Annotated in this window: 20 protein-coding genes; 8 read left to right on the top strand and 12 right to left on the bottom strand. The window is 41.1% G+C overall.

Features of this window, described 5'->3' with window-relative positions:
- Positions 1 to 81: 81 nt before the first annotated feature.
- Both F928_RS18610 and dnaJ read left to right on the top strand, forming a co-directional pair.
- Positions 82 to 459: a membrane protein gene (locus F928_RS18610; RefSeq protein WP_002119294.1), complete on the top strand. Its 378-nt coding sequence runs from the start codon at positions 82 to 84 to the stop codon at positions 457 to 459.
- Between the two features lie 103 nt (positions 460 to 562).
- Positions 563 to 1675, top strand: coding sequence for a molecular chaperone DnaJ (gene dnaJ, locus F928_RS18605; protein ID WP_002119101.1), 1113 nt, complete (start codon positions 563 to 565; stop codon positions 1673 to 1675).
- A 114-nt stretch (positions 1676 to 1789) separates the two neighbouring features.
- Here dnaJ and F928_RS18600 read toward each other — a convergent pair whose 3' ends face one another.
- Positions 1790 to 2143 (bottom strand): hypothetical protein, encoded by a 354-nt coding sequence (locus F928_RS18600; RefSeq protein WP_002119225.1) that lies wholly within the window; start codon positions 2141 to 2143, stop codon positions 1790 to 1792.
- 183 nt (positions 2144 to 2326) lie between these two features.
- On the opposite strand from F928_RS18600, the gene dapB reads away from it, so the two are divergent.
- Entirely contained in the window at positions 2327 to 3148 is an 822-nt protein-coding gene (gene dapB, locus F928_RS18595; protein WP_002119175.1) for a 4-hydroxy-tetrahydrodipicolinate reductase, read from the top strand.
- A 50-nt stretch (positions 3149 to 3198) separates the two neighbouring features.
- Positions 3199 to 3852 (top strand): START domain-containing protein, encoded by a 654-nt coding sequence (locus tag F928_RS18590; RefSeq protein WP_002119284.1) that lies wholly within the window; start codon positions 3199 to 3201, stop codon positions 3850 to 3852.
- Between the two features lie 41 nt (positions 3853 to 3893).
- Here F928_RS18590 and F928_RS18585 read toward each other — a convergent pair whose 3' ends face one another.
- Both F928_RS18585 and dkgB read right to left on the bottom strand, forming a co-directional pair.
- A complete protein-coding gene (locus F928_RS18585; RefSeq protein ID WP_002119209.1) occupies positions 3894 to 5084 on the bottom strand; it encodes an MFS transporter in 1191 nt (396 codons plus the stop codon).
- 4 nt (positions 5085 to 5088) lie between these two features.
- Positions 5089 to 5892: a 2,5-didehydrogluconate reductase DkgB gene (gene dkgB, locus F928_RS18580; protein ID WP_002119273.1), complete on the bottom strand. Its 804-nt coding sequence runs from the start codon at positions 5890 to 5892 to the stop codon at positions 5089 to 5091.
- 120 nt (positions 5893 to 6012) lie between these two features.
- On the opposite strand from dkgB, the gene F928_RS18575 reads away from it, so the two are divergent.
- A complete protein-coding gene (locus F928_RS18575) occupies positions 6013 to 6915 on the top strand; it encodes a LysR family transcriptional regulator (protein ID WP_002119144.1) in 903 nt (300 codons plus the stop codon).
- Here F928_RS18575 and F928_RS18570 read toward each other — a convergent pair.
- Complete coding sequence (locus tag F928_RS18570; protein ID WP_002119227.1) at positions 6899 to 7273, bottom strand: hypothetical protein; 375 nt, start codon at positions 7271 to 7273, stop codon at positions 6899 to 6901. The genes F928_RS18575 and F928_RS18570 overlap by 17 nt on opposite strands.
- Positions 7274 to 7363: 90 nt before the next feature.
- On the opposite strand from F928_RS18570, the gene F928_RS18565 reads away from it, so the two are divergent.
- Entirely contained in the window at positions 7364 to 8788 is a 1425-nt protein-coding gene (locus F928_RS18565) for an aminotransferase-like domain-containing protein (protein WP_002119260.1), read from the top strand.
- A 2-nt stretch (positions 8789 to 8790) separates the two neighbouring features.
- Here F928_RS18565 and ahr read toward each other — a convergent pair whose 3' ends face one another.
- The 8 genes from ahr to F928_RS18525 form a co-directional block, all read right to left on the bottom strand.
- Positions 8791 to 9819, bottom strand: a complete 1029-nt coding sequence (ahr, locus tag F928_RS18560) for an NADPH-dependent aldehyde reductase Ahr (protein WP_002119108.1) — start codon at positions 9817 to 9819, stop codon at positions 8791 to 8793.
- Positions 9820 to 9857: 38 nt separating this feature from the next.
- Entirely contained in the window at positions 9858 to 10418 is a 561-nt protein-coding gene (tag, locus tag F928_RS18555) for a DNA-3-methyladenine glycosylase I (protein WP_005078777.1), read from the bottom strand.
- A 30-nt stretch (positions 10419 to 10448) separates the two neighbouring features.
- Positions 10449 to 10694, bottom strand: a complete 246-nt coding sequence (locus F928_RS18550; RefSeq protein WP_001287364.1) for a hypothetical protein — start codon at positions 10692 to 10694, stop codon at positions 10449 to 10451.
- Between the two features lie 9 nt (positions 10695 to 10703).
- Complete coding sequence (gene lytH, locus F928_RS18545; protein ID WP_002119177.1) at positions 10704 to 11240, bottom strand: M23 family metallopeptidase; 537 nt, start codon at positions 11238 to 11240, stop codon at positions 10704 to 10706.
- A gap of 47 nt (positions 11241 to 11287) precedes the next feature.
- A complete protein-coding gene (gene mutY / locus F928_RS18540; protein ID WP_002119190.1) occupies positions 11288 to 12322 on the bottom strand; it encodes an A/G-specific adenine glycosylase in 1035 nt (344 codons plus the stop codon).
- A gap of 140 nt (positions 12323 to 12462) precedes the next feature.
- Positions 12463 to 12825, bottom strand: coding sequence for an HIT family protein (locus F928_RS18535; RefSeq protein ID WP_002119132.1), 363 nt, complete (start codon positions 12823 to 12825; stop codon positions 12463 to 12465).
- A gap of 184 nt (positions 12826 to 13009) precedes the next feature.
- Positions 13010 to 13747: a dienelactone hydrolase family protein gene (locus F928_RS18530; protein ID WP_002119163.1), complete on the bottom strand. Its 738-nt coding sequence runs from the start codon at positions 13745 to 13747 to the stop codon at positions 13010 to 13012.
- A 171-nt stretch (positions 13748 to 13918) separates the two neighbouring features.
- Positions 13919 to 14077, bottom strand: coding sequence for a DUF1328 domain-containing protein (locus F928_RS18525; RefSeq protein ID WP_002053759.1), 159 nt, complete (start codon positions 14075 to 14077; stop codon positions 13919 to 13921).
- A gap of 194 nt (positions 14078 to 14271) precedes the next feature.
- Here F928_RS18525 and F928_RS18520 point away from each other — a divergent pair, with 194 nt between their 5' ends.
- Together F928_RS18520 and yliI are read left to right on the top strand one after the other, a co-directional pair.
- Positions 14272 to 14730, top strand: coding sequence for a YcgN family cysteine cluster protein (locus tag F928_RS18520; RefSeq protein ID WP_002119281.1), 459 nt, complete (start codon positions 14272 to 14274; stop codon positions 14728 to 14730).
- A gap of 110 nt (positions 14731 to 14840) precedes the next feature.
- Positions 14841 to 16013 (top strand): PQQ-dependent sugar dehydrogenase, encoded by a 1173-nt coding sequence (gene yliI / locus F928_RS18515; RefSeq protein WP_005078771.1) that lies wholly within the window; start codon positions 14841 to 14843, stop codon positions 16011 to 16013.
- Positions 16014 to 16060: the final 47 nt, after the last annotated feature.

Genomic DNA, 16060 nt, shown 5'->3' with positions numbered 1-16060 from the left:
ACCTGTCTTTACACAAAAAATACAGGATTATTTCACTGCATAAAAAATAGGCAAAATGCAGTGAATTGAGGTGAAATACAGATGGGGCAAGACCATATCGAACAGCATCGCCGCTATATAGTAATTTCTTATGCGTTCATGTTTCTTGCATTGTTTACGGTTATTTTTGCGGCCTTTGCTTATTTGGTCGCTCGTAAAGTGGCAGTTGTAGATAATGCAGAAGTTTGGATTCATGCGCATGCGCTATGGATTATGCGCAATGCGATTCTATTTCTATTTATGGCAATTTTTGCTGTTGTCTGGTTTATTCCGCTCTTCTTCTTTGCATGGGACAGCAATCTTTGGGTCACAGCCTCTACAGTTGCTGGTGTAGTTTTTAGCGCTATTGCGTGGTTATTTCTATTAAATGCATGGTTAAAAGGCTTGTCTAAATATTTAAAAAATAAGGCAGTTTTTTAATATATCTATTTTTTGAACATTTCCCCCTTGTAAATTCGGCTAAAGTCCCCCATTTAGTCGGCAATAGAGTATTGATAAAATTCCGTGAGGAGCACCGCCAAAAATGGCTAAACGTGATTATTATGAGGTTTTAGGCGTTTCAAAAACCGCAAGTGATGATGAGATCAAAAAAGCCTACCGTAAATTGGCGATGAAATATCATCCTGATAGAAACCCTGACAATGCCGAAGCTGAAGAGAAATTTAAAGAAGCTGCTGAAGCTTATGAAGTTTTATCGGATAGCGAAAAGCGTAGCATGTACGATCGCATGGGACATAATGCGTTCGAAGGTGGCTTTGGCGGAGGCGGTGGTGGCTTCGGCGGATTTAGTGCAGAAGATATTTTTAGCCAGTTCGGTGATATCTTCGGTGGCGCATTCGGTGGTGGTGGACGTCAACAGCGTCAACGTCGCGGATCAGATTTACGCTATGTAATGGAACTTACCCTTGAAGAAGCTGTAAAAGGGGTGAAAAAAACCATTACCTTTACTGCTCCAGCACCATGTGATGTGTGTGATGGTAAAGGTTCTAAAAATCCAAAAGATGTTGAAACCTGTAAAACTTGTCATGGTTCAGGACAAGTTCGTATGCAGCAAGGTTTCTTCTCTGTACAACAAACATGTGGTACGTGTCGTGGTCAAGGTAAAATTATTAAAAACCCTTGTCAGGCATGTCATGGTTCAGGTGTTGCCGATCGCCAGCAAACGTTGGAAGTTACAATTCCAGCGGGTGTAGATAATGGTGACCGCGTTCGTTTGAGTGGTAAAGGCGAAGCAATTCGTGATGGCCAATCAGGTGACTTATACGTTGAAGTCGTTGTTCGTGAACACGAAATTTTCCAACGTGATGGTGCCGATCTTTATATGGACGTACCAGTAAGCATTGCTGATGCTGCACTTGGTAAAGAAATTGAAATTCCAACTTTGGAAGGTCGCGTTAGCCTGAAAATTCCTGAGGGAACTCAAACAGGTAAATTATTCCGTTTACGTGGCAAAGGCGTTCGTCCAGTACGTAGCAGCATGGTGGGTGATTTACTCTGCCGTATTGTGGTAGAAACACCAGTCAACTTAAATTCTCGCCAACGTGAATTACTTAAAGAGTTGCAAGCTTCTTTTGATGGCGAAGACAGTGCTTCCTCACCAAAGAAAAAATCATTCTTTGATCGTTTGTTCGATTAATGCTTGATTAGACAAGAAATTAAAAAGAAGGCGGATATTTATAAAATATCCGCCTTTTTATTGCGCTGATGTATCTTATTATTTTTATTCTGCTTAAAAGAAAATTACGTCTGCTTACTTTGTAGGGAGAGCAACATCAATATCATTAACACTTACAGTCGGTTCGCTAGAAGCAAGAGTAGGAGCATTTTCGATCACTGGTGCGGCTACTGCTTCTGCCTGTACAGCTACTTTTGGTGCCTCTGCTGCTGTTTCGCCAATAATTGGGTCAATATCTTCAACTTTAACCTCAGCATTGGCATCGCTTGTTTGAGCTGTAGGCGTTGCTGTTTGAGTATTTACGTTTGTTGTAATACGCGCTTTAGATAAGCTTTCTAATGTGTCTCCTGGCTGGATTGCAGGCTCTGCAAATGCCACTGAACTCATAATCCCCATCATTACTGTAAAGCCAATAATTCTCGAATGCATGCTGAACTCCTTATAGTCATCTTTTTCTCATTCGTGGCTCCGTAGTCTGCCGATCAATTCTTTAACTTTTGTGAAAACAGATTAAATTTCGTCCCAACTCAAAAAATAATTTTTACTTTTTAAGATGAGCAAAGAGTTTTGATATAGTAGGTAAATTACGTAAAACCGAAGATTGGGAAGATTATGTCAGCAGCTCCACGCATTGGTATTTTAGGTGCAGGCGGTCGTATGGGCCGTACGCTTATTCAAGCAGTTCAACAGGCAGGCTATCAATTAGCTGCTGCGGTAGAGCGTCCGGAAAGTAGTTTGGTGGGCACGGATGCAGGTGAGCTTGCTGGTATTGGTTCAGTGGGTGTGAAGGTTTCAGGAAACTTGGCAGAAGTTCTTAAAGACTGCGATGTAATCATTGATTTTACTGCACCAGTTGCAACTGCTCAGCATTTAAAGCTTTGTCGTGAAGCTGGGGTTGCCATGGTTATTGGTACAACAGGTATGTCAGATGAGCAAAAAGCTGAGTTAGACGAAGTTGCTACGCATACCCCAGTGGTTTACGCTGCGAACTATTCAGTGGGCGTAAATGTATCAATCAAGTTACTTGAGCTTGCAGCAAAAGTATTTGGCGATACAGTAGATATTGAAGTGATTGAAGCTCACCACCGTCATAAAGTAGATGCGCCGTCAGGTACAGCATTAATGATGGGCGAAGCAATTGCAGATACTTTAGGTCGTAACTTAAAAGAAGTTGCTGTGTATGGCCGTGAAGGGCATACAGGCCCACGTGACCGTCAAACGATTGGCTTTGAAACCATTCGTGGTGGTGACATCGTTGGCGAACACACTGTCATGTTTATTGGTGAAGGTGAGCGTGTTGAAGTGACTCATAAAGCGACTAACCGTATGAACTTTGCTGCTGGTGCAGTACGAGCTGCTGCATGGGTTGTGGGCCGTGAAGCGCGTAAATATGACATGAAAGATGTTTTAGGATTGAACGACGTACAGGTATAAAACCCTGTACGTATTCCATGTGTAGCGAGAAAAACAAGATAGAGCAGAACATGAATAAAAAACAAATTGCCTTGACCACTCTTCTTTGCTTAAGCAGCCTCTGGACGGGGGCTGCTTCTACAGAAAAAGCTAAACTCAGCTTAGACCGCAATAATATTAAAGTCTGGACCTATCAAAAAACTGATAATCCAGTCTTTCAATATAAGGCTGAAACGACATTTGATGTGCCACTTGAACGCGCTGTCGCTGTGATTTTAGATGTAAATCGTGCTGACCAGTGGGTGCCTTATATGGGCAAAGTTGAAATGTTGTCTCAAGATGAGAAAAAAGGTGAGTTCACACTTTACATGGTGTTGGATTTTCCGTTTCCTTTGAAAGATCGCGATGTGGTTGTAAAAGGAAAAATGAGCAAGGCTGCAAATGGCGTTGTAACAATTAAAAATACTGCAATTAGTGGAAATTATCCGATACAACCTGATGTAGTGCGCTTAACACGCTATGAAGGGGATTGGACATTCCAGAAACTTGCAAATAATAAGGTGAAAGTAACGACCAGTGGTTATGCTGATCCTGCTGGTGCAATTCCGTTGAGCTTTGTAAATATGTTTGTTCAACAGCAACCTTACCAGATGCTGCTCAAAATGAAGCGGGAAGTAACCAGTCCGATTTATGAACACCCTAAATTACCAGATATTTTAAAATAAATAGCTTAAAAAAAAAGCGCCTGAGATCAGGCGCTTTTTTATTAATCTGAACACTGCTGTAAAGCTTGTGCAGGGCTGCTTTCGCGTTTGATTTGAAATAAAACCAATAACAAACCTAACCCAGCCAACAATGCGCCAGCAAAAGATACTGCGCTATAACCCCAACCTAGATCGAGTACTAACGCGCCTGCTGCTGCACCTACTGCATTACCTAAGTTAAACGCACCAATATTCACTGAAGAGGCAAGTCCTGGTGCTTCATGAGCGACTGACATTACACGCATTTGCAAAGGTGGTACTAAAGCAAAGGTTGCTGCACCCCAGGTCACTAATGCAATGGCTGCTCCAATCTGGCTTTGCGCAAGAATTGGGAAAGTCACCATCATCACAATCAACAGAACCAAGAAACCAATCAGAGTTTTGTTGATAGACAAATCTGCAAAACGTCCACCCAAATGGTTACCAATTGAGAAACCTACACCAATCAGCACCAACATGAACGTAATGAAAGTCGGTGAAGCATGGGTAAACTCAGTCAAACTTGGCGCAATATAGGTGTAGAGTGTAAACATTGCACCTGCACCGAGTACGGTGGTGAGTAGCGCAAGGACCACAGGAGTACGCGTTAATACCTTTAATTCAGCTTTCACATTTGGTTTTTGGGCAACCATACCTTGTGGGAGCGCTTTCCATAAAGCGAGCATGGTAATTACGCCAAGCAAAGAAATCGCAAGAAAAGACATACGCCAGCCAATGTTTTGCCCAACCCATGTTGCTAACGGTACACCACCAATATTGGCAATGGTTAAACCCATAAACATGGTTGCTACAGCACTGGCCTGTTTATGTGCGGGTACAATGCTTGCCGCTACAACAGAGCCAATCCCGAAGAAGGCACCGTGGTTCAGGCTTGTAATGAGACGAGCACCTAATAAGCTCATATAGCTTGGTGAAAACGCTGCGATTAGGTTACCGACCGTAAAGATCGCCATCAGCAAAATAAGCGCATTACGTCGTGCAAAACCACCAAACCACAAGGTCATGAAAGGCGCACCTAGCATGACGCCAAGTGCATAGCCCGTAATTAACATTCCGGCCGTTGGAATTGAAATTCCTAAATCATTAGCGATATTCGGCAACAGTCCCATTGGTGAGAATTCCGTGGTGCCAATGGCAAAGGCACCAATTGCCAATGCCAATAACGAGAACGCCGTATTTGATTGAGTGTTCATGAGTTTAGTCCCAAACAGGTGCCCATGGCTCTGGGCTAACTTCACGACTGTTGCGGTCGAGCTCAGCAATCATTTGCATTTCAGCTGAAGTTAACTCGATATCCTGTGCTTTTAAGTTGCTAATCAGGTTTTCACGTTTAGTCGAAGATGGAATGACTGCAAAACCACGTTGCAATGCCCACGCTAGTGCAATTTGCGCTGTCGTTGCTTTATGTGCTGCTGCAATTTCAGCGAGAACTGGGTCTTGAAGCACTTTACCGTACGCAAGAGTCATGTATGAAGTGACATCAATGTTCTTCTCTTGTAAGAAATTTACAAGTTTATGGTTTTGAAGATAAGGGCTTAACTCAATCTGATTCGTTGCAATATGCTCTACACCAATTGTGTCAATTGCTTGTTGGGTAAGTGCAATATTGAAGTTTGAAATACCAATTTGTTTAGTTAAGCCCTGTTGTTTTGCTTCAAGTAAAAGCTGCATAACTTCAGGAATCGAAACGCCTAAATCTGGCGCTGGCCAATGGATCAATGTGAGGTCAACATGGTCAGTACGAAGCTTTTCTAAGCTTTCTTTTAAGCTTGGAATAAACTTATCTTGAGCAAAATTATCTACCCAGATTTTTGTGGTTAAAAATAAGTCCTGACGTGATACACCGCTTTCGGCAATCGCTTGACCAATTGCTGCTTCATTGTCATAAATTTGAGCAGTATCAATGACACGGTAACCTACGTCTAAAGCAGTTTTAACAGAATCAATAACTGCTTGTTCTTTAAGACGGAAAGTTCCTAGACCAAAACGTGGGATATTCATGTGTTTACCTAAATTTGAATAATCATTTAACTTGATGTGCATTTTGCTTTTTTTATTGTTGCGAAAAAATAGATGAATAAGCAAAATATCTTTGATCATTAGTCAATAATGGAATAAGACATGAAATCGACAATTGAAGAGCTGGTCGCGTTTATCGCAATCGTTGATACGGGCTCTTTTGTTGCGGCGGCAGAACATTTAAAACAAACGCCTTCAGGAGTCAGTCGATCTTTAACACGCCTAGAAGCTAAGTTAGATGTGACTTTGTTAGAACGAACGACACGTAAATTGAAACTCACTCAAGAAGGGCAGCAGTTTTTGGTAAAGGCTCGTAAAATCTTAAATGAGCTAAATGCGGCTGAAGAAGAACTTCAAAAATCTGATCAGGGGACTGCGGGACTTATTCGCATTGATTCAGCAACGCCGTTTGTTTTACACGTGATTGCGCCGTTAATGCATAAATTTCGTGAGTACTATCCAAATATTGAAATTGAACTCAATAGTAATGATCAGGTGATTGATCTATTACAGCAAAAAACCGATGTGGCATTTCGGTTTGGGGAACTTAATGATTCGAGTCTGCATGCCAAATTAGTATGTAGAAGTCGCTTATTTATCGTTGCAAGCCCTGAGTATTTAGCAATTAAGGGTACACCGACACAACCTGAACAGCTTGAACAGCATGATCTGATTGGTTTTACCAGACCTGCCTATATTAATAGCTGGCCGATTAAAGTCGGCGATGAATATTTTTTTGCACAAGCAAATATTAAAGCTTCTAGTGGTGAGACGGTACGCCAACTCACGATTAGAGGCCATGGTATTGCACGACTATCTGAATTTGAAATTTGGAAAGATATTCAAGAAGGACGTTTGATTGCATTATTCGAAGACCAAATTGAACATCAATATCAAAGCATCCATGCTGTGTATTATCAACAAGAGCATCTACCAAAACGGATTCGTTTATTTATTGAGTTTTTGGCAGAACAGTTAAAAGACGGTTTTAAAAACGCTCTCTAAAAGTAGTGTAACTGTCAGTTGGAAAATGAACTTCTAAAAGTGGGGTCGTTTGTCCTTGTGATGAATGTTGAGATAGAAAATAGCTTTTTTGATGTTCTCGGCAGCTAAAATACAAAGTCGAATAAACCGAGTTCACCATTACAACTTCATTTGAGCTATTCCGTTTATATTGATAATGAGAAATCGTACTGGTCTCGTCATCAGTGCGTTGCTCCATTTTATAGTCTTGTTGATTTGTCATTTTTAAATAGCCTTCTATGAGGCTTTGGCAAACAGTATGTCTGTACTGCTCATCTTTTGGTTGTTGTTGGCAACCAGCTAAAACAATAGTAAATAACAATATAGCTTTTAATTTCATGACTTTGCTACTTTTTGAGTTGATTTCTATAGCCTAAAGGTGTTCTATAAACCAGTACAGATACAGAAATTTTTAAAAAAGCAGCACAGAATGACTTTCCAATATCAGGTTCTTGCCAATCAATTAGCACATCGTATTTATCAAGATGAGCTTAAACCTCATCAGAAACTTATTTCTTTACGAGATTTTGCTCGTCAGCATGGTATTAGCTTAAGTACAGCAAAAAGTTGTTATGAGTTACTTGAGGCGAGGGGGCTTATTTATGTAAAGCCGAAGTCAGGTTATTTTGTGGTTGCTCGTGCACAATCGAGCCCCATTCCTGAAAGTCCAGATTTCTTGTCTTTACCTCGACAAGTTTCAAATCTGGAATTGCATAATCAAATTCAGGAAGCTGCCTTACAAAGCCATCTTGTACCATTAGGCTCTATTCAGTTAACGCCTCATTTTATTCCTGTGGAAGGTTTACGTCGTTCTATTCAACGGGCTTTAAAAAATTGTCAGCCTCAAGACTTTCTTTATTGTAATAAACAAGGGCATGAGCAATTAAGAAAAGCGTTATCTGATCATTGGCGTGAAGATGGAATTTTTATCGCGGCAGAAGATATTTTTATTACCAATGGCTGCATGCCTGCTTTGTCTTTAGTGATTCAACACTTAACAGAAGTAGGTGATAGTATTTTAATTCCGACACCTACTTTTAATGGACAACTACAGCTTATAGCAAGTTTAAAACGGCAGATTATTGAAATTCCAGCGCATCATCGTGGTATCGATCTTGAGCGCTTAGAATCATTTATGAAGCAAGGTTTAGCTAAAGTTTGCTTAATGACAGCCAACTATCAGAACCCATTGGGATATTGTTTAAGTAATGTAGAAAAACAAAAGATTGCCGAATTAGCTGCAAAGTATCAGTGCTTTATTATCGAAGATGATATTTATGGGGAGTGTGGCTACAGTGGTGAACGACCATTACCTATTCGCTATTGGGACCGTGAAGGCTATGTCATTTGGTGTGGATCGGTTTCTAAGTCATTGTCGAGCGCGTATCGGGTAGGGTGGTTCTGTTTAAGTGCGAAGCTACAACATTTAAGGCTTGAGCTGGTAGCCAGTAATATAGGGGTCAATACACCGCTACAATTAGGCCTAGCTGATTTTATTTATAGTCGTGGTTACAGGGAGCATTTAGAGCAGTTAAGACCGAATTTGATGCGGCAAGTCGAGGAGTATCGTAGTTGTATTTTAAATGCCTTTGAAGGTATTCCAATTGCACTGAGTCAACCAGACGGGGGTTATGCCTTATGGATGCAGTTACCTAAAACCGTAGATAGTTTGGCGCTCTATTACACTGCAAAATCTCACGGAATTACCGTAGTTCCCGGGCATGTTTTTGGGGAGGATGAACGCTATCGGCATTTTATTCGTTTAAATGCAGGTCATGAGTTAACAGCAGATGTCCGCCAAGCAATTAAAGACTTAGCGGACTGGTCACGGCAACAGATTAAAACAGCGAGTTAGTTTTAATCTGCAAAGTCTGCTTTAAGTACAATGCGGTAGCGTGCCTGACCTGAGTGTAGACGTTCAATTGCTTCATTGAGCTGTGACATTGGAAATAGCTCAATTTGAGGCGCAATTTTTTTGCGTGCAGCAAACTTTAAAAGCTGACGTAGCGCAGCAGGTGAGCCCGTAGGTGAACCAGTCACTGACTTAGCACCACCAATAAGAGAGCCAACAGAAACAGGAACAGGCTCAAGCGTAAGGCCTAAGAAATGTAAGGTTCCGTTTGGTGCCAGTGTTGCAATAAAAGCAGACCAATTTAGAGTCACATTCACGGTACTTAGCAATAAATCGAATTTACCTTTTTGAGCTTTTACTGCCTCCGTATCGCGGCTATTCACTACATGGTCCGCTCCCATTGCTTTGAGTTCTTCTGTTTTGTCAGGATTAGAACTAAAAGCAGTGATTTCACAGCCCCAAGCTTTAAGTAGCTTAATGGCTATATGACCTAAACCACCAATACCAATTACACCGACATGATGCGTTGCCTGTATTTTGTGTTTGAGTAGTGGATCAAAAACGGTAATTCCGCCACAAAGTAAAGGACCTGCACTTTCAGCATCTAAATCTTCGGGGAGGGGAATGGCCCATTGCCAACCTGCACGGACTTTATTAGCAAAGCCACCAGCATGCCCCACGATTGTTGCAACATTTCCACCTGTACACAGTACTTGCTGACCACCAATACATTCATCACAGGCTTGGCAACTTTCAGCTGTCCAACCAATACCGACACGCTGTCCAATTTGTAGACCTTTGGCTTCTGAGCCCAAAGCAACAATTCGTCCGATAATTTCATGACCTGCAACCACAGGGTACACGGTCGAACGCCATTCATTATTTAAAACAGAAATATCAGAATGACATAAACCACAATATTCAACTTTTACCTCAACCTGATGCGGTTGTAATTCACCTGCGTCAAATTGATAGGGAACCAGTTTTTCACCTGCCTGCATTGCAGCATAAGCTTGAATCGTATTATTGCTCATCGGAAACTCCTTAAGCGGCTTTGAACCGTTCTGGTGGGTTATGAAGCTTTAAATTGACAATCGTTTTCATGATCATCGACCATGCCTACTGCCTGCATAAAAGCATAGCAGGTGGTTGGGCCAACAAATTTGAAACCATTCTTTTTAAGAGTTTTGGAAAGTTTTACACTCAGCTCGGTTTGAGCAGGGGCCTTACGATAATCTACAACATCATTGTTTTGTGGAGCTGCATCTACAAACTGCCAAAGCCATGTAGGAACATCATCGACTTGTGCTTTGAGCGCTTGCCAAGCAATAGCATTATCACGAATGGCTTTGAGTTTACCAAAGTGACGAATTAAGTCAGCATCAGATAATTTTAGTTCTAAAAAATCATCTGTAAATGAAGCAATGTCTGCAATCGGATGATTAAAAAAATGCTGACGGTAGCTTTCTCTTTTTTTCAGTACGGTAATCCATGAAAGGCCCGCTTGCTGACCTTCAAGACAGAGCATTTCAAATAATCGTGCTTCGTCGTGTTCGGGTTTACCCCATTCTTCATCATGGTAAGCAATATAGAGTGGATCGTCGGAACACCATCCGCAACGTTGAGTTTTCATGATAATGCTCCTTATATTTATCTTAGAATTTTAAAGTTTAAATAGCACCCATTCATTCGGGCGAGTATCCCAATAATACAGTTCTGCTTGTGTTAAGTCTTCAAACTTTAGCCAAAAGTCTTTGCCAACTTTGTCTGAAAAACCGGTACTGATCAGTAGGGCATCATCGCTGATTTCCATGATCCAGCCTTGATAGCTATTGCCATTTAAAATGATCTTTTGCTGGTTGCCAGACTCGGCAAACTCTACTAAGCGATTGATCAGCGCTTCCGACATAAAATGTTCCTAGCGTAAATATGAATAAGGATTAACAGCACCACGACCTTTACCATCTAAGTAAAGACCATAATGAAGATGAGGTGAAGTATAACGTGCATTGCCCGTATTGCCGACATAGCCAATGAGGTCGCCCTTTTTGACATAGTCACCCACATTTAAGCCACGTTTGTGACCATCAAGATGAGCATAATAATGCCATGTCCCGGCTGGACCTAAAATCCAGATGACTTTGCCACCTAAGTTGTTATTGCGAAGATCTGCAACGAGTCCTTCGGTTGCACTGTACACTTTGGTTCCACGTGGAGCCAAAATATCAATTCCTTCGTGACTACGGCCCTGACTCCGAGCAGCTCCCCATGTGTCTTTTAACTCATCACGGTCAATACCTTTTACAGGTACAGGTAGTCGACTTGGAAGCTGCATACTTTTGAGTTTGATGACTTGAGCAGGTGGAAGTGGGGCAGGTTTTTTAGGTGCACTGGCACAGGCAGCCAATAGAATAATCAGAAAACCAAGTGAGAAATGAGAAACAAAACGTCGCACAAAATACTCCCTGTCACAGCCATATCAAAATTATTTTACTCACTATGTCATGAACGGCTTGTCGAGATCAATTTTTTCATAGCGGTTGGAACACCTTTGGCAATGGCTTGTTCTTGACTCAACCATTGACCTTCAAGTTCAATAGCCAGATGTTCTTTTTGATCAGGTTCCACGTGGAACACGTGAGCATTAAGTAACCATGTGAAATGAGTGAAGCTATGGCTGATCTGAAAAGTTTGTGCTTGAGGCTGTAGTTTAAATTGTTGGCTTAAGCTCAGTCGTTCATGTTCATTTTCTAAAATAGGTAAACAGAATAAACCGCCCCATAGACCATGAGCTTGACGTTGTTGCCAGAACCATTCATCTTCGCACTGAATAATAAGAACATCTGCTGTTTTAACAGGCGGTGTTTTTTTCGGCTTTTTAAAAGGTAACTCTTGTTCTAAACCTTGCTGATAAGCCTGACAATGAGCTTGCATTGGACAATATAAACATAGCGGTTTTTTAGGCGTACAAATGGTTGCGCCGAGATCCATAATCGCTTGAGTGTAGTCATGATTGCGATGTGTAGGGCAAAGCTCTTCAGCCAGTTTCCACATTTCACGCTCGTGTTGTGGTTTGCTTAAGTCATCTTCAATGGCAAAGAAGCGAGCTAAAACGCGTTTCACGTTGCCATCCATAATGACGCCGTACTGACGTAAACCTAAAGACATGAGCGCGCCTGCGGTAGAGCGACCAATGCCAGGTAGTGCAATCCATTCTTCTAGCGTTTCAGGAAATTTACCTTGCTGCGTGACAAGACCAGCCGCTTTATGCAAATTGCGGGCACGAGCGTAGTAACCGAGGCCAGCCCAATAAGGTGCTACTTCATCCCAAGTTGCATGACCTAAAGCTTCTACAGTCGGGAAGCGCTCCATAAAGCGATCAAAATATTGCAGAACTGTTTTTACCTGAGTCTGTTGTAGCATAATTTCAGAAACCCAAACTTTGTATGGATCATTGGCAACTTGCCAAGGCAAATCGTGACGACCATGTTGATCGAACCAGTTTAAGAGGGCATCAGAAAAAGAAAATTCAGGCATGAACAGCTATAGAAGAGAAGTAAGGGCTAAATTATAGCTGAAATTTAGATGAAATTTTGTTTAAAGAAAACGAAGAAAATGGACATATAAAAACAGGGACTACATCAAAAATGTAGTCCCTGTTCTATGGGTAAAAAGAATTAATCCTTTTGTACACCCCAAAGTTGATCTAGTTTCAACGGCTGGTTTTTATAGTAAGGAATGACATGAATGTGGAAATGATCTGAAGTTTTTCCAAAAACTTCACCATCATTAAAGCCAATATGAAAGCCATCTGGTTGATGACGAAGCTGGGTTTCATGACGGGCAATTTCAAGAAGTGTAAGCAAGCCTTGATGTTCTTTAGACGTAATGTCAAAAAAAGAACTAACATGGCGCAGTGGTGTTACTACACAGTGGCCTTTAGATAACGGGTTAGAATCAGGCAAAATTACGGCAAATTCATTCTTATCAATGATGTCATATTCATCAAATTCGCAATACGGACATTTCTTGTCAGTCATTGTTGTATCCTCTCATGTTATTCCATTAAACCCCGAGTGCGGGAAATAAGACTAGGCTTTGCTCTAGCTCAACGGGAGTATAGTTATTGAAGTATGGTTTAAAAAATACAGTAAAAATATTGCAAAGTCATAAACATTTAAGGGAGCAAATGCAAAAAAATCATTTGCTCCAAATTTGCTTCTTTTATTTTAGCGTACGATCTAATAAAGCGTACATTTTAGCAAGGCCTTGTTTTTCCGCTTCGCTATTGTAACCAAGGTCTACACCGTTCGCTTTGGCTCTTTCATCGGCAAGCGGGTTACTAAAGCCATGTTTAGCACCTTCTAAAACCACTACTTCGTGTTTAACCTCAGCAGCTTGCATCTCTTTTTCGAAATTAGCAACATCTTCTAAGGTGACCATACTGTCTAATTCACCATGTAGAACTAAAACTTCACCTTGAATGTCGCCTTTTTGAGCAGGAGCTTTAGGCGTTAATGTGCCATGGAAAGTTGCAGTCGCTTTTAGTGGAGCACCTGAACGCGCAAGATCTAATACGACTTTACCACCATAGCAGTAACCGACAGCAGCAATTTTCTCACTGTTTACTTCTGGTTGAGCAGCTAAAGTTTGAAGCCCAGCATTGGCACGATCAGTCACCGTGTCTAACTCTTCAAATGTCTGCATCATCCATTCATAGGCTTGAGCTGCGGTGGTTGTAACTTTTTTATCACCATACATATCAATTGCAAGCGCAGCATAGCCGTGTTCAGCAAGTTCACGTGCGCGTTGCTCAGTATATTCGTTACGTCCCCACCACTCAGGAGCAACAATTACACCCGCAACAGGTGTTTCGCTATCTGGAGCCGCAAAGTAACCAATTAAATGGCTACCGTCTGGTGCAGTATATTGAATTTCACGGGTTTTAATTGCAGTACTCATGACATTAATCCTGAAATTTAAATCGATTTAAATACGCTTGATTAAAGCATAAAAATTAAGAACTAAAATAAATAACTATGTAAAAATCTACATCAAAAGAAAAAGATACAAAGTTATAAGCAATAAAAAAGAAGGAAACCAGTTCCTTCTTTTTATGTGATCATGATTAAATTAAGTTCGGCCTCGAGAAATGAACCCAATTACAGCTAGAATTACAGCTACAACTAATAAAATCACGGCAAAGTCTTTAGATAGCCCTGCAACACCACCAAACCCTAATAGACTGGCAATGAGTGCAATTACTGCAAAAATTATCGCCCAACGGAACATAATGCTGTCCTCCTTATTTTTCATTGTCATTTAACTATATAGCGTGTTTTTTACTCGGAATGTGTCGTTTATGTGGTTGAAATGTATATTAAACAATCATTTTGTGATGTCATAAATACAGCTTCTTTTTTTAGTACAGACCACTTCAATGCTATACTGATACATCGTTTTATCTCATCAGCTGTTAAAAGATTATGTCTACCGAGACCTCACTTCGACCACTCTTTTGGAAAAACTATCCGTTAGAGCAACTGACTCAGGCTGAGTGGGAAGCTTTATGTGATGGCTGTGGTTTGTGCTGTCTGGTAAAACTAGAAGATGAAGATACGCATGAGGTGGCTTATACCAAAGTGGCCTGTAAGTTACTTGATTGTGGTACAGGGCGTTGCACGGACTATCCAAATCGTCAGCAGCAAGTACCTGACTGCCTACAATTAACGGTAGAATCTTTAAAAACAATCCACTGGTTGCCATCAAGCTGTGCCTATAAGCGCTTGAATGAAGGCAAGAATTTACCTTCTTGGCATTATTTAAATACGGGTTCGAGACAAAGCGTGGTTAAGGCGAAAAAGTCAGTTGCAGGACGTTGTATTTCTGAAGTTGATGTCCATGAAGATGATCTTGAAGATTATATTGTACGCTGGGTGCGCTAATTTAGTCTTAAAAGAGAATGTTTGATTACAGCGTATAATAAAGTAACATTTTTATCGTAATTTTTTTGCTCATCTCCGTAATATAACAATAAAAACAAAAGGAGATAAAAATGATGAGACGATTAGCAGCCCCCTTATTATGTAGTAGCTTTTTTTTGTTAATGGCCTGTGGGTCTAATAATACCAATTCAAAAAATCCAGAACAAAATACGACTGCAAAAGCAGATCAGTCTGTTGCTGTCAAACAAACTTATCAGGTTGAAGCAGTTTCACATTTTAATGAGCCTTGGGCTGTGACCAGTCTGCCTGATCAGCGTTTATTAGTGACTGAACGGCAAGGTAAATTAAAAATTTTTAACCCTAAAAATAAGCAAATGTTGGATGTGCAAGGTGTTCCAGCGGTGAACTATGGAGGACAGGGTGGTTTAGGAGATGTCATTTTACACCCTGACTTTGCCAAGAATCACTGGGTTTATCTCAGCTATGCTACAAAAGGGCAAGGTGGATCTGGGGCAGTGATTTCACGTGCGAAACTAGATTTATCTCATCCTAATCAGCCAAAACTCACCGATATAAAGCAGATTTGGCAGCAAGTACCTAAAGTCTCGGGACAAGGCCATTATGGACATCGCATGCTTTTTGGTACAGATGGTAAGCTGTGGGTCAGTTCAGGTGAGCGACAAAAGTTTGATCCAGCCCAAAACATGAAAAGTAACTTGGGTAAAATCTTGCGTTTAAATGAGGATGGCACCGCGGCTGTAGGTAACCCTTTTTATAAGCAAGGCGGGGTCACTGCTGAAATATGGTCACTGGGACACCGTAACCCGTTAGGTATGGCTTTTGACCGCCAAGGACAGTTATGGGTGGTTGAGATGGGGCCTAAAGGTGGTGATGAGCTTAATATTATTACTAAAGGTGAAAATTATGGTTATCCAATTGTTTCAAATGGAGACCATTATTCGGGCCAACCTATTCCAGACCATCACACTCGCCCAGAATTTAAAGCACCCGAAATTGACTGGACTCCCGTAATCTCTCCATCGAGTATGATCATTTATCGTGGTCAGCAATTTCCTGCATGGCACAATAAAGCCTTAATTGGCGGGTTATCTTCCGAAGCGATTATTGTGGTGGATTTAGAGCATAAACCAGTGAAAGAAGTGCAAAGATTAGATATGAAAAAACGTATTCGTGGGTTGCATGAAGCACAAGATGGTTCGATTTGGGTGATTGAAGATGGCTCAAATGCGCGTTTACTCAAGCTGAGTAAGAAACCCTCTTAATGCTAAGCAAGCGCCTGTAAATAAAGGACGTGTCTCATAGATTCAAA

Origin of the sequence: Acinetobacter pittii ATCC 19004 = CIP 70.29 (genome assembly GCF_000369045.1) — a bacterium.
GTDB lineage: Bacteria > Pseudomonadota > Gammaproteobacteria > Pseudomonadales > Moraxellaceae > Acinetobacter > Acinetobacter pittii.
The sequence above is the reverse complement of the archived record's forward strand: the minus strand, read 5'-3'. Positions and strand labels throughout refer to the sequence as shown.